Source organism: Psychrobacter sp. CX18 (genome assembly GCF_057396215.1).
Genome location: NZ_JBXYJH010000001.1, coordinates 171,684 through 186,108, shown reverse-complemented (window position 1 = coordinate 186,108; position 14,425 = coordinate 171,684). Strand labels below are relative to the sequence as shown.

12 protein-coding genes are annotated in these 14,425 nt (G+C 38.7%); 5 read left to right on the top strand and 7 right to left on the bottom strand.

The window, feature by feature from the left end:
- Window positions 1-112 precede the first annotated feature (112 nt).
- Window positions 113-1,012 (top strand): LysR substrate-binding domain-containing protein, encoded by a 900-nt coding sequence (locus AC2SLT_RS00730; RefSeq protein ID WP_486545363.1) that lies wholly within the window; start codon window positions 113-115, stop codon window positions 1,010-1,012.
- A gap of 43 nt (window positions 1,013-1,055) precedes the next feature.
- Here AC2SLT_RS00730 and AC2SLT_RS00725 read toward each other — a convergent pair whose 3' ends face one another.
- Together AC2SLT_RS00725 and AC2SLT_RS00720 are read right to left on the bottom strand one after the other, a co-directional pair.
- Entirely contained in the window at window positions 1,056-1,214 is a 159-nt protein-coding gene (locus AC2SLT_RS00725) for a hypothetical protein (RefSeq protein WP_486545361.1), read from the bottom strand.
- A gap of 12 nt (window positions 1,215-1,226) precedes the next feature.
- The gene (locus tag AC2SLT_RS00720; RefSeq protein ID WP_486545359.1) at window positions 1,227-1,385 is read right to left on the bottom strand and encodes a hypothetical protein; all 159 of its coding nucleotides are present in this window, start codon (window positions 1,383-1,385) and stop codon (window positions 1,227-1,229) included.
- Window positions 1,386-1,686: 301 nt separating this feature from the next.
- Between AC2SLT_RS00720 and catA the strand changes: the two genes are divergently transcribed.
- From catA to AC2SLT_RS00705, 3 genes are all read left to right on the top strand, one after another.
- Window positions 1,687-2,631 (top strand): catechol 1,2-dioxygenase, encoded by a 945-nt coding sequence (gene catA, locus AC2SLT_RS00715; RefSeq protein ID WP_486545357.1) that lies wholly within the window; start codon window positions 1,687-1,689, stop codon window positions 2,629-2,631.
- Window positions 2,632-2,758: 127 nt separating this feature from the next.
- The gene (locus AC2SLT_RS00710; RefSeq protein ID WP_486545355.1) at window positions 2,759-4,015 is read left to right on the top strand and encodes a GTPase; all 1,257 of its coding nucleotides are present in this window, start codon (window positions 2,759-2,761) and stop codon (window positions 4,013-4,015) included.
- On the top strand, window positions 4,015-5,613 hold the full coding sequence (locus tag AC2SLT_RS00705) for a dynamin family protein (RefSeq protein WP_486545353.1): 1,599 nt from the start codon (window positions 4,015-4,017) through the stop codon (window positions 5,611-5,613). Before AC2SLT_RS00710 ends, AC2SLT_RS00705 begins: the two co-directional genes overlap by 1 nt.
- 45 nt (window positions 5,614-5,658) lie before the next feature.
- On the opposite strand, the gene AC2SLT_RS00700 is transcribed toward AC2SLT_RS00705, so the two are convergent.
- From AC2SLT_RS00700 to AC2SLT_RS00680, 5 genes are all read right to left on the bottom strand, one after another.
- Window positions 5,659-6,813, bottom strand: a complete 1,155-nt coding sequence (locus AC2SLT_RS00700) for a MalY/PatB family protein (protein WP_486545351.1) — start codon at window positions 6,811-6,813, stop codon at window positions 5,659-5,661.
- Window positions 6,814-7,009: 196 nt separating this feature from the next.
- Window positions 7,010-7,453 carry a GNAT family N-acetyltransferase gene (locus AC2SLT_RS00695; RefSeq protein WP_486545349.1) on the bottom strand — a complete coding sequence of 148 codons (444 nt, stop codon included), beginning with the start codon at window positions 7,451-7,453 and terminating at the stop codon, window positions 7,010-7,012.
- A gap of 320 nt (window positions 7,454-7,773) precedes the next feature.
- The gene (locus tag AC2SLT_RS00690) at window positions 7,774-11,502 is read right to left on the bottom strand and encodes a YobI family P-loop NTPase (RefSeq protein WP_486545347.1); all 3,729 of its coding nucleotides are present in this window, start codon (window positions 11,500-11,502) and stop codon (window positions 7,774-7,776) included.
- Window positions 11,503-11,933: 431 nt separating this feature from the next.
- Complete coding sequence (locus AC2SLT_RS00685; protein WP_486545346.1) at window positions 11,934-12,251, bottom strand: hypothetical protein; 318 nt, start codon at window positions 12,249-12,251, stop codon at window positions 11,934-11,936.
- A gap of 89 nt (window positions 12,252-12,340) precedes the next feature.
- On the bottom strand, window positions 12,341-13,147 hold the full coding sequence (locus AC2SLT_RS00680) for a crotonase/enoyl-CoA hydratase family protein (protein WP_486545344.1): 807 nt from the start codon (window positions 13,145-13,147) through the stop codon (window positions 12,341-12,343).
- Between the two features lie 194 nt (window positions 13,148-13,341).
- On the opposite strand from AC2SLT_RS00680, the gene rlmF reads away from it, so the two are divergent.
- A complete protein-coding gene (rlmF, locus tag AC2SLT_RS00675) occupies window positions 13,342-14,340 on the top strand; it encodes a 23S rRNA (adenine(1618)-N(6))-methyltransferase RlmF (protein ID WP_486545342.1) in 999 nt (332 codons plus the stop codon).
- Window positions 14,341-14,425: the final 85 nt, after the last annotated feature.

The following is a 14,425-nucleotide window of genomic DNA, read 5'->3' as shown; positions in this document are numbered from 1 at the left end:
TACTTTATTAGAATATAATCTGGATTACCAAGACATTATAACTATAGTAAAATACCTTTTAGATATAATATCATGGACAATATTGGGGTCGCTCTGCGATAAGGAAACTCATATGGAAATTCGCCATTTACGTTATTTTGTTGCGGTGGTTGAAGAGCAAAGCTTCACCAAAGCGGCAAATAAATTATTTATCACTCAGCCGCCCTTAAGCCGACAAATTCAAGACCTTGAAGAAGAGTTAGGCATTGTGTTACTTGAGCGAGGCTCACGCCCTGTCAAGACTACCGAAGCGGGGCAATTTTTTTATCAGTATGCAAAAAAACTGCTGACCAATCTTGAACAAATGGTGTCCATGACTCAACGTTTGACGACGTCACAACAGGTATTGCGTGTTGGCTTTGTTGGGTCGCTATTATTTGGGCTATTGCCAAGAATCATATATCAGTTTCGCCAGTTACACCCTGAGCTAAAAATCGAGTTGCTAGAGCTGGGCACACAACAGCAGGTCGAGGCATTAAAACAAGGCAAAATTGATATCGGTTTTGGTCGGCTTAAAATCAGTGATTCGATGGTACAGCGAACTTTGCTACGCCAAGAACGCTTGATGGTGGCTGTGCACGCTCATCATCCGTTAGCCGCTATGCAAGAAACTGGTGTGTATTTATCTGACATTGCTGATGAGTCAATACTCTTGTACCCCAATACCGCCAAGCCAAGTTTTGCTTCGCATGTGTTGGCGCTGTTCTCGGAACATGGCTTATCGCCGGTCCATTATCATGAAGTGAGGGGGGTTAAATTGGCAATAGGGTTGGCGGCGTCGGGGGAAGGTATCACAATTGTTCCACATAATTTGGTAAATTTACAACTTTACAATCTGGTGTATGTACCACTATTAGATGAAGAGGCTACCAGTCCTATTTTTATTGCGGTGCGACATCTTGAAGATAATCCGTATATTGCGTCATTACTAGATACCATTGAGGCTATTTATACGGAAACAAAGGCAATCTAATTGTTAGTATAATTATTAGGGTCTGTTGAACAGTTTGGCGATGTTATTTAATATTACCATCTCTTTTTAACAATGCCATTTCAATGATTTTTTGATTAAACACCTCTAAATCAAAACCTTCTTTTAATAAAGCATCAATATCCAACATAGGAGTAGCAGCGTTACTCTTAATGCCTTGATTGTGGGCAATTAATCGCTGCAAACCACTAGATATTTACAGTTTTGAAGCCATCTCGATAGTTGATTCACATAATTGCTTAATCAATAGGCTACCTGCCTCAATATAACCGTCGGCTAGTGTCAAAATCAAACCCCGTTCAACTGCGCTTTGTTGTTCTCGCATATTGCTAAGATAAGCGTGTTTTAGCATCATGCGTTGGGCTTGATCGGTAAAGCTCTAAATAGATTTGTTATACATAGTATTAGATTAAACTATTCCAAGGAGCAAGAAATTTAGGCGAACTTGATCTTTTTCAAGAGGGAATTAATATAACTATACCTTTAAGATATAGTTAGATACTTATAATGTGTTAGCCAAACGCCAAAATATGGCTTAAATTACTTTTAAAGTATGATATTAGGATAAAGGGATATAACCAAGCAGTTTGTATGAATCGTATATAGCTTGTTAATACTGGCATATACACTAATCTGTCAATCATAGGGAGCTAGCCATGACAGCCAAAAACGTAAAAATATTTGATAGCAAGGATGTACAGAATTTTTTAGTCTTAGTGAGTGGCCTTGAGCAAGACGGTGGTAACCCACGTGTTAAGCAAATTTTGCATCGTATTGTCTCTGACTTATTCAAAACTATTGATGATTTAGACATCACCCCTGATGAATACTGGCAAGCCATTGCATATCTTAATACACTTGGACAAAGTAACGAAGCGGGACTCCTTTCACCTGGCTTGGGCTTTGACCATTTCTTAGATATGCGTATGGACGCCCAAGATGAAGCATTGGGGATTGATAACCCAACACCACGTACCATCGAGGGACCTCTATATGTCGCAGGTGCTCCTGAATCAGTCGGCTATGCCCGCATGGATGATGGTAGCGATGTCAATGGCACACCACTTATCCTACATGGCACAGTATACAGTGCAGAAAACAAACCTCTTCCCAATGCCAAAGTCGAAATCTGGCACGCCAATACCAAAGGCTTTTATTCGCACTTTGACCCAACAGGTGAACAACAACCCTTCAATATGCGTCGGACTGTGATGACCGATGCTAATGGTCAATATAAAGTCCGTACCATCATCCCAGCAGGTTACGGCTGTCCCCCTGAAGGCCCTACCCAACAGTTATTAAACCAACTCGGTCGTCATGGTAACCGCCCTGCCCATATTCACTACTTTGTTACCGCTCCTGATCATCGCAAACTCACTACTCAAATCAACGTCGCAGGCGATCCTTACACCTATGATGACTTTGCGTATGCCACCCGTGAAGGCTTGGTCGTAGAAGCGATTGAACATAATAGCCCTGAGGACTTAGAAGCCTTTGACATGGAAGCCCCGTTTGCCGAAATGGTGTTTGATATCCATTTAAGCCCATTGGTCGATGGCGTGGATAACCAAGTGGTAGATAGACCTCGCCTACAGGCTTAATCAGCCGTTTAGTCGTAGACTATATGTAAAATCAATCAGACCAACTGGCAACATTGGTCTGATTTTTTCTAAGTATAAGTATTTGTCTAAAAAATTTTTTAAAAGCCATAACAAGGATGTTATTGCTATGATTTTGCAACGATTTGACCCGCTTTGTTCCAGCATTTTAGCCATCACTCCCGAATACACAAAGCAATTAGCCCGTTTTCGGGCGATTTTGCTTGCTAGTGACATTCCGACAGTCACCGTGGTGGGCAAATACAATCACGGCAAAAGCCGTCTATTAAACGAGTTGATAGGCGAAGATGTCTTTGCAGTGACAGATAAACGGGAAACCACTACTTTAAGCCATCATATTCATAATAATGTGCGGTGGCTAGATGCCCCAGGTCTGGATGCGGATGTCAATCAAGCGGATGACCAGTTTGCCCAGTTGGCGATTTGGCAACAAGCAGACATTCGCTTATTTGTCCATTCACTTCAAGAAGGTGAATTTGATGCCCAAGAAACAGCGTTATTGACAGATTTACAGACTGATGAACAACTCACCCACCGCCAAACGTTGGTGGTTTTTACCCAAATCGACCAAGTGGCGGATACAGCGACTTTAAGCCAAATTACCGAGCGCTTGCAACAGCAAGTCATGCTTGACAATGCTTTACACGTATCTGCCCAACGTCATAGTCAAGGTGTTAATAAAAACAAAGCTTTATTGATTGAGAAAAGTGGAATTCCACAACTAAAGCAGCGGTTAGCCGTAGCTCTAGCAAAGGTCGCTGACGTACGATCCTTTGAAAAAGCGACGATTTGTCAAACGCTTAAAAATCGGTTAAACACTCTACAAGCGACTACTGAGCAACAAATTAGTGAATTAAGCCAATATCTCAACGACAAACGCCACGATTTTGAGCAAGATTTATTCAGCGTCTTGGATAAAGTACAAAATGATTTACGCCCTATCATGCAAGTTGATGGTAAAGATGCGTCACTCGAAGTCGATTCCTTTGCCACCAAATACCAACTCACCGCAGGTAAAAAGGAGCGTAATCGCATTCAAGTCGCCTATTCACGGGCGTGTATTGACATCAATAGCCATCTGATTCGCTATGGCGTGGTTGGCTTGCCTGAGAGTCAAAAGTCAAATGTACGAAGTCTCGATACCGTGTTGGTTGCGGTATTGGGAGTGTCGGTAAAGCTACGAAGAGAATTAAACCTAATTTTTTTCCAAGAATCGGGACGACAACGGCTAAAACGGGAATTTTGTCATTACTTTGAACTTTCGCAAGAGCGTATGTCAAGTAAACAACGCCTTGAGCAATTTAACACCACCCTTACACACATCCAAGCCGCATTGGTAGCGGTCAGTGACTTGGAGAATCTGTAATGTCAGAAACACCTACTACTTCATCGGCTCTTAAGCAATTTATCACCGCCACACAGCTTTTAAATAGCGGTTCATTAACTAATTTAGGCAATATAAATACTCAGTTAGTCGACTTACAAACCTGGCAACAGCAACTACTAGCTGACTTTCGCCACAATAGGCTTGATGCTTCAGCATTGAATCCACAGGGCGATATTACCAAACAAATTAATGAATTAAATGAATGGCTTGAATCTAGTCTTTTAACCCGCCAAACCACTTATCAAACATTGGTTACCGCTCAAAATCTGGGTGAGCAATTAGACAGTAAGGTGATTTTATTGGTGTTTGGTAAGTTTAATGCGGGCAAAAGTTCGTTATGTAACCTGTTAGCTGATTGTTTCAGACAAGCACAGCAAGCCGTGCATTATTTTTATATTCAAGACAGTGACATTGTTTTGACGGATGCGACTTTTCAGGAAGGGGCAACCGAGACCACGGCAGGCTTACAAGGCATGTGTTTGGGTAAAAATTTGGTGCTACTTGACACGCCGGGCTTGCATTCGGTTACCGCTGCCAATGCAGCCTTGACCCAACGATTTATGGAAAGTGCTGATGGGGTGTTGTGGCTGAGTAGTTCATCGTCACCCGGTCAGGTGCATGAGCTTGACACCTTAGCCCAGGAGTTGCACCGTCAAAAGCCACTGTTACCCGTCATTACCCGCAGTGACTATTTGGAAGAAGATGAAATAGACGGCGAGATTTGCCATGTACTTTGTAATAAATCTGCCGCTCAACGTAAGCTTCAAGAGCAAGATGTTCAAGCCCGTGCCATTCAAAAACTTGAGATGATGGCAGTAAATACCGCATTATTAAAACCACCTGTGTCTATCTCAGCACACATGGCAAAACAGTGTGATTTCTCTGCCGAAAGCATGAAAGAAGCAGGATTTGATGAACTATTTTTGGCGTTATTGGATTTGATTGAACCTGCCCTTTTCTATAAACAATGTAAACCTGCTGAGATTTTTTTACATTATTTACAAGAGCAAGTATTAGAGCCATTACAGCAGGGTTTTAATCAACGTTTCTCGGCATTAACCCAAACCATCACCGCTGAACTTTCTAATTTAGCAACGCATCAAGCAACCATCATCGAACAAGTATGGCGGACAATTGTGCCGTTATTGCCTGATTTGATGAATAAGTATCGACCTTTACACAGCGTCGATAAACTTTTAAATGACGTAACCGCTAAAACCCAACATCAACTACAAAACCAACTTAATAGTACTTTAACCAACTCACAAATTCACTTTAAGGATTGGCAGACCTTATCGCTGATACGTGAAGTCAACTATCAAACTGACGAGGAAAACCAGATTTTATCGATTGCCAACGAAGAAAAATTGTATAAAAATATCTGTGATAGTTTGACGGTATCGTTACAGCAAACATTGGATAATGAGCTCGATGCTTATCGCACACAACTACAAAAATTGCTTGATACTATTAATCAGTTGCAAGCGATATTGACAGATTACCAAAACTGCTTAAGTTCGATTGCCAGTGATATCAGGGAAGTAAGAGACATGAGTAAAATAAGTCATAAGAAGTAATAATTACTTGCCATTTGGCTGTTTTTTCACTTATGGGCGCGTGCATCAACTCCCACTTAATCCTTGATGCACTCGCTTTAATCCTTCCATTAATATCGACTCAGGACAAGCGACGTTAATACGCATTTTTAGATGCCCTTCCTCACCATAGCTAATGCCTGCGTTTAGCTCCACTTTTGCCTCACGCAATTTATTGTATAACGTTTTGTCGTCATCCGCATAAGCCGAACAATCGAGCCAAATGAGATAAGACGCTTCAGGGTGCATGACTTTGATATCGGGTAAATGCTCGTTTAAATAATGGATGGTCAAGTCTATATTTTTTTCTATATAGCTCAGCACTTGCGCCAACCACTCTCCGCCTTGTTCATAAGCGCTACGAATGGCGGTATAGGCAAATAAGTTTAATTCGTATTCGTCGTTTAACTGCTGTTGCTGACTGATTTGGTTTAATAAGGCTTTGTCTTTGGCAAATATCATCGAGCCTTTAATACCGGCGATATTAAAGGTTTTGGTCATTGAGGTTAGCGCCACCGTCATGTGCTCGTAGCCTTTGGCAATATTTAAAAATGGTGTAAAGGTGTGACCCGTTAAGGTTAGGTCTTGATGAATCTCATCGCTAACAATGGCGACTTGATATTTTTTACAGATTTTAAAAATGGCTTGTAACTCTGACGCTGTCCATACGCGCCCGCCCGGATTATGCGGATTACATAGCAGAAAAACTTTAACTTTATGCTGTTTAATTTTGGCTTCAATATCGTCTAAATTAAAAACATACTTTCCGTCTAGCTCGACAAGCGCAGAACGAATAACCTGACAGCCATTAAGCTTTGTTTTGGTGACAAAAGGTGCATAAATGGGGTCGTTTATGAGTACCGCATCACCCATTTGAGTGAAAACGTTGAGCATCAACGAGATACTTGGTACCACACCGGGGGAGAATATAATTTGCTCAGGCGTCAGGTGCAAATCATAGCGAGTGCCATGCCAGTTTATAATTGCTTGATATAGCGCATCAGTTTGTTTGGTATAGCCTAATATGCCGTGGTCGATGATATGTTGAAGGCTATCTAACACGGGTTTGGGTGCTTTAAAATCCATATCCGCCACCCATAACGGAATGGTGTCGTCCTCATAGTGCCATTTGATCGACCCTGTGTTACTTCTGTCGATGACTTCGTCAAAATTGTATTGCACGAATGTACTCCCAAAAAATAACTACATTTAATAGGATTATACTATAGTCAAAGAAGTCTAAAATGGTTACAAGGCAACCGAGTACAAATAGCAAGTAACACGGGAGTGGGCTTAACGAGACACCGCGTTTAGTAGTTCGCTGACTATAACCGACTAGACAGTAGCTGACTGTTATTTTTAAGATATTGGTAAAAAGCTAGGTATCATGACGTACAAGTTCTATCAACGCGCTATTGCGATAGTAAATATCATCACGAATGTTAAAGCCCATTTTCTCCCAAAAGCCATTACCAATATCGTTGCGCTTAAATATAAATAAGCCGACTTTAGAGATGTGTAGCTGTTTCATCTCATCCAATACCTGTTTTACCAAACGTTGTCCGATGCCTTGATGACGATAGTCTAAATGCACAGCGGTATGATAGATATAACCCCGCCGCCCATCTTCTCCTGCGATTATCACCCCAATAATCTGCTTGTTTTCATTTTCTGCCACGAAGCTTAAGGTAGGATTACGGTTAAGCATCCGCTTGATGCCTGCTTGCGAGTCGTCAACGTCGTTAAGTCCCATGTTTGGGGTGTTTATCCATAAGGTATAGATAGCATCATAATCGTTGAGGGTCATTGGGCGGATGGTCATGGTGATGAATCTCTAGAGTTAAGATTTTAATTGAAATAGGACTTACGCAAAATTAATATTGATAGCGGTTGAAACAGAATAATCAGCAGATTGGGCGATATTGTGTGTGTGGCAGGGGCGAAACGCTATGCTGTATAGTTTAATAAAATTTGATGTAATCGTTTAATTAATATTAATAAACATAGTAGATCATTTACCGAATACTTTAACTATTGAATATCCGTCGTGCCAATTCAGATAAGCAAAATGCAACAGGCTCTGTGCATTCTGTTGGGTTTGCGTGTTAATTTTAAATAGTAGGCTAATTGAGGTAGCTATTATCAACTATTTAAAACATTAGCCTGTAACTTTGTAGTAATTACCTTTTGTCCAAGAAAACTACCTTTCGACCTTTTAGGTTTAGATGGTTTCATTACGATTTGTGCTTCGTTTAATATTTTCAATAGTTTTTCATTGTCTGTTGTATTCGGAAACTCAACTTCTTGACCAGTAATTAAGCTTCGATAAGGTTCATCCATTAAAGTTAATAGCTCTACTATCCTTGATTTATTTAAACTGTTCATATGATGCAAAAATAAATATCGAATCTCACTATCATTAGCTTGCTGTTTGAATTCCTTATAGATAGTTTCAGGTAACGCCTCATTCTCATATAATTCAACCACCTTCTGTCGGACCTTTTCATCCATTGCCATTAGGTCGTGAACTTCAATCTTACTTAAAACTTTCTTATGGCCATTACTAATGCTAGTGGCGTACAGTAAGGTTTTCATATCCTCTGGACGGAGCTCTATAGCGTCTAAATCTTCAATAATAGCTTTATGATGATGAAGTAAAAATTTTTCAATTACTTTATTAGAAGTATTGTGCTTAATTTGCTCCCAGTTTTCAGGCGTCAAACTTAGCTTATCTAAACGTATTAAGGCTTCAATTTTATCGTTACTAAGATTCTCTAATTTCGAGTTATCCCAGTTATTGTCCGTGATTTTAATTAGTTTTTCATATGCTTCATCACTTAAATTAGAACATGCGTAGAGACGCTCATCAAAGTCTACTTTAGTACCGCCCCAGTCTTCAATATCTTCAACGTCTGATTCAGAGTAGCTTTTATAGCTTAATGTACTTGCTCCATTCTCCAAGAACTTGTTAAGCGAATCATCTATCCCTCTATAAGTCCCTTCTTCATCAAAATAGGACTCAGAGAAATATTTGAAAATATTTGACCATTCGTAGGTTGCCTTTCGCTTACCAATGATTTGTCTTTTAGTATGATAATCGTCGATGGACGCTATATCCTTAATTTTGGTAGCAACGTTATCTATTAACGTATTCACCATTTCTTCAGATACATTTAATGAGTTAAGTACCTTTATGTAAACCTCTTCATCTTCATCGTATAAGTCATTCTTGGCTTTTACTATAAATACTTGGATATACTCACTCAACTTATCCGACCAAAAGTCTTCGACTAAATAGTTGATATCAGAATTAGCTATAACGCTCAAGGGCTTAGTCTTTAAAGCAACAACAACACTTTCATCTAAGTTAGTTCTTAAAACCTGCTCTATCATGTGCTTATTAATAGCTAAATAATTATTTCCACCTAACCAATTAAGCACTTCAATCTGATTTTCTGAAAAATTGGCATGTTTAAGTGTTGGTTGAACTGTATCGGTAAACTCTTTAAATCTATCAGTATTTTTATCAAAGCAGTCTAAGATGAAACTAACGTAGTCTTTTAGAAGGTTTAGCTCACCTCTAAATTGCTCAGTTAAGTATGGTAGTTTTTCATAACATGTCAAAGGTAAATGCCTAATGAATCTGTTAAGGTTAAATCTAGCATCTTCGGTATTATTGTAAATGTTTATATCATCAATAATATTCTCTCTAATATCTACTATCTTTGGTATGAGTAAATCAAGATTTTTATCTCGTTTGAAATAAAGTTTAAGAAACTCATGAGATAATTCTGAGCCATCACAAATAGTTTTTAGGTAGCTATTTAAATATGCTGAATTATTAGCACTGGCAAGCAAATAATCTAACATACTAAAATTTAAAGCACTATGTGCTGATAATTCTTCAATGCTCAAATAGTTTTCGATTAATTCCCCACAGTTTGTTAACACGAGTTCAAAACTTGGATCATCAAAAGAACTAACTAGAATGGCATAGTTTTTATCGTTTAAAGTAATAGACTCCTCAAAGAAGTACGAAATATAATCCTGATAGGTCTCATCTATAAAGCCATTACCAATAAAATACCTTAATAATGGCTTATTAATTATGATATTAGCCTCTTTCAATAGAGCTTCAAGTTTAGCTCTCTTAATGTTTTGAATTTCATTTTTTAAATCAGCTTCTTCATTTGCTATTTTTTCTAATTTACCATTTGTCTTAGCATTTACATTACCCAATCGATCAAAATAAGATTTATCTGGATCGATTTCACCTTCAATCTCATTAAATTTTATTTCTTTCGTAAACTCAGTATTCGTAATTTCAAGAGTTATTTCTTTATGGTTGGCTATTTCCTGGAGAACCTCTGTATTAGATATTTCATTTGCAGTATATTTTTTAGAATTAACGGTTACAAGAATCTGTGATTCATTTGAATAGCGATGTTGTCTCGTTTTATCTAAGTTTTTTAAAATCATATAAGCATAAATACTATTTAATTCGTCAACAGAATTTAACCTTTCATTCGAAACTGCTTCTTCTTTAGTATGTAGACCATCAAGCTTTAGCTTTTTAACCTCTATTAACCTTTCTATCAGTATCTTTTTTTCTTTATGAAAAATATTATAAATTTCACCATCATTTGAATTAAGTTTAGCAAACTCATTTGGGTAGTAGTTTTTGTAAACAACTATCGCAAAAAGTTTATTTTTATCTATATTTAAAACGTTTAGTTGGTCAAGATAAGACTGGTACTCGTTTAATACATTCTTTAATAACCTCATATCGCTAAAATACAAACATGTCTTTCGTAAAAACCTAGGATCAAGCATATCAGCTATATCGCTATAATATTTTTTAACGATATCATAAGCATTTGTAGGGTTCATATTTGGTATAACAGGAATGATATAGTCAAAGAACTTACTCCTCTCACTATCTTCGAAAATATCATCTCGAATAGCATAAATAAATATGACTCTATGAGGGCAGGACTTGTTGATTATCGAATTTAGCTCTCTAAGCCTAATAAATATTTCGGTATCATTAAATCTATCCAAATCTTCAATGATGACAACATTTTTTCCTGTAGTCTCAAAGAAATATAATATTTCATCTAAATGGTCATTTAAGATGGACTTATCTTCTTCATTCTTAATATTAAATTCAGCGTTATGGAGATTAAATTTAATTTCTTTGAGCCCAAAAGTATAACTATATATTTTATTAATTAAATATATGGTACTTACTAATAAAGCTATTAAGTTAAAGTAATCAAAATACTTAGGGAAGTTCAATAAATTTGTGATAAAACCTAATTGATCGAAGGCATAGCCATAACTCCAAAGAGCGATCAGTATCACGTAAAAGTTATCTTTATACTCTTTTTTTGAGTTTTCGGTAATACGTTTAAATCTTGATAAAGGTATTTTACTTTGAGGTACTGCATAAAAAAATTGCTGTAATATACTACGTTCAATTAATTGTATCTGATCAGATGTTAATGCTGGGATTTCCTTTTCTATTTTATTTAAGTCTTTAGTTGTGTTATCTACTATATCAACACTACCATTTTCATCTTTATTGTTGTTATTATTTTTTTCGACTTTAAATGTAGAAAGTGAAATATCCAAAAAGTCCCAATCATTTTTATAAATTTTCTTAAATGTATTTAAAACACTGCTTTTACCTGAACCATAAATACCTGTTAGCGCAATATTAAAAACTAACTCATGGCTTAAAGCTGCAACTAGCCTTTTCTCATAGTTTTTATAACTTTCACTATCGCTTAAATCATCGGATGGTGATAGCACTGTAATTTTGAATTCATCATCTATTTGAGGGTTATACTTTTTAGATTTTTTGCTCATAGGATTCTCAATCAAACTTACATTTTTTGTCGTATAGATATTCTTAATAGTACAGTGTTAAGAAGTAATTCACTTTAAATTATAGCAAACTTAATATATGACAATACTTTAAATCCTAAATTAACTATGCATATTAAAAAAACCCTGCCGTAGGAGCGGTTTAGCCCCGATTGACGCGGATATACTGCATGTCAGGGCGAGTTGCATACGCTTGCGATGCGGTGGCGCGCGAAGCAGGCGACGCCACATCGCTTAGCGCATGCCTCGTCATGGCGTGCAGATAGTAGCAAAAAGCGGGGACAGCTCCAGACCTATTCAGCTGACGTTTAAACCTTCCTTTATACTCTAAAACCCAACTGTCATTTCCCAATAAATCATCACCGCACTGAGATTATAAAATGAGCCAATAGTCGAGATATTGTTGATAGTAGTTAATGCTTATCCTCATCCACCTTACTTTCAATTTCAATATGACGCACTATGGAGGTCATCATCATAAGTAGTAGCGTTAGAACACCCCATACCTTAGCACTCAGCCCAAAATCTGAAAGTGCCATAATAGAGAGGTTTTGGTCTATAAAGTAATGCTTGAGAGTGAGAAAAATATAAACAACCAGCGCCACCATAAATCCACGATAATGACAGGTAATATATGGATGCCCTTTAATACGCCAAGTTATTAGGTAATATATACCCTCAAAAAATGCTGGACCAAGGATTTCGACAATCACTCGTACAACAAGTTTCACTACATCATCCAGCATCATTACTCCGTATTCATCATGCCTATTTTAAGATAAGCCTACCTACTAACTGTGCCACTTAAAATATTAACACTCTAACGCCCCTTAAACTCAGCCTCACGCCTTTCAACCATTGCCATGACCCCCTCTTTGGCATCTTCAGAAGCGAACAATGGCGGTAAAAAGCTATGAATATTATCAAAGGCAGTTGACGCACCATTGCGTACGGCATCCTGTGCAGATGCCAACACCCCCTGTACCCCAAGCGGTGCAGCTTTACTAATCTCATTCGCCAACTGCTTGGCACGTTCAAGTTGTGTGCCTTGCTCTACAACCTCACTGACCAAGCCCAATTTGTCAGCAGTTTCACTATCAAAGGCTTTACCAGTGAGCAAATACGGCATGGCTTTTTGCCAGCCTGCCGCTGCCACAAAACGCACGGTTGCGCCGCCAAACGGCATGATGCCACGCTGTACTTCCATTTGCGCAAAGTTGCAATCGCTACTGGCTACTACAACATCGGCATTTAGCATCAGCTCAATACCAGCAGTAAAACAGGTGCCTTGTACCGCAACGACAACAGGTTTGGTGCGCTGTTTGCCACTGATGCCCCATGGGTCGATTTGACTGTCATCAAAAGCAAAGATACCCTTATCGAGCTTATCTTGTAGCTCCATTAAGTCAAGCCCTGCGGTAAAGTGCTCGCCATGGGCAAAAATTAGCGCACAACGTAGTTCGCTATCGGCTTCATAGCGGGTTAGGGCATCAGATAGCTGGGCAATCATATGACTATCAAAGGCGTTGCGTTTATTGGCTCTGTTCAGACCAATTAGGCAAATATAGCCATCGGTTTGATAGGTGATGCGCTCAATTTGTGCGGTGCTTGTATCATGAGCTGTCATGGGGAGCTCCTTTTTGATTTTATGGTTGTTTGTTTTAAGTTGGCTGATTAATTATGTTAACTGTATCTATCCTATACTATTTAGGGCGATATAGTGCTGGGTAACTTGACGATTGAGTTAAGCGTTTAATAGTGGTAAATCTGTTAAACTAACCGTTACAGCATATTACCTACTTTTTGGATGTTTAAATCACAATGACACAACCTTCGTACCCTAATCGCAAACCAACGCCTTCTAAAAGCAGCCTGCATCCGCGCAATCCGCATCAGGGTCGTTATGACTTCGAGAAATTAACCAAAGCGTTGCCTGAACTGGCGAAGCACACGATTGCAAACCCTAGCGGTGAGCCGACGATTAACTTCTCTGACGCTGACGCAGTCCTGACTCTAAATAAAGCCTTGCTGGCGCTACATTACGGCATTAAGTATTGGGATTTGCCCAAGGGCTATTTGTGTCCGCCTATTCCGGGGCGAGCGGATTATATTCACCAAGTCGCCGATTTATTGGCGGATAACGACAGCAAAAGCGTTAAAGAGCAAGAGAATAAAAAACCTCATGTGCTTGATATTGGTACAGGTGCTAGCCTGATTTATCCGATTGTCGGTAGTCAAAGCTATGGTTGGTACTTTACTGCTACCGATATTGATCCGATGTCGCTTAATACTGCCAAGACCATTTGTGATCTTAATCTTAACCTTAAAAAGCTAGTGACTGTCAAACCGCAACCCAATCCAAAAGATATTTTTAAAGGTGTCATTGGTGAGCATGATTATTTTGACATTACGGTGTGTAATCCGCCGTTTCATGGCTCAATGGAGGAGGTATTAGAGACCAATCGACGTAAGCAAGTTAAATTGCAAAAAAATCGTGCCCGTCGCAATCCGAACAGTCAGCTCGGCAGTAGTGCGTCGAGTCAACAAGCAAATGCGGCCAATAATCTCAATTTTGGGGGTCAAAATGCAGAGCTGTGGACCAAAGGTGGCGAGCTTGGCTTTATCAGCCAAATGATTAAAGAGAGTGTCCAGTATGCCGATCAAGTCAATTGGTTTACGACATTAGTCTCAAAAGCTGACAATCTAAAAGCACTTGATGCGCTGTTAAGAGAAGTGGGTGCCAGACAGATTAAAACCATCAATATGCAACACGGTCAAAAAGCGACGCGTATATTGGCGTGGCGTTTTAAGTCATTATAAACAACGCATAATTTTATTTAGAATTAAAAAAAGACCTTTCGTATAACAAAAGGTCTTTTTTATAGCTGATTGAATATAAACTGCC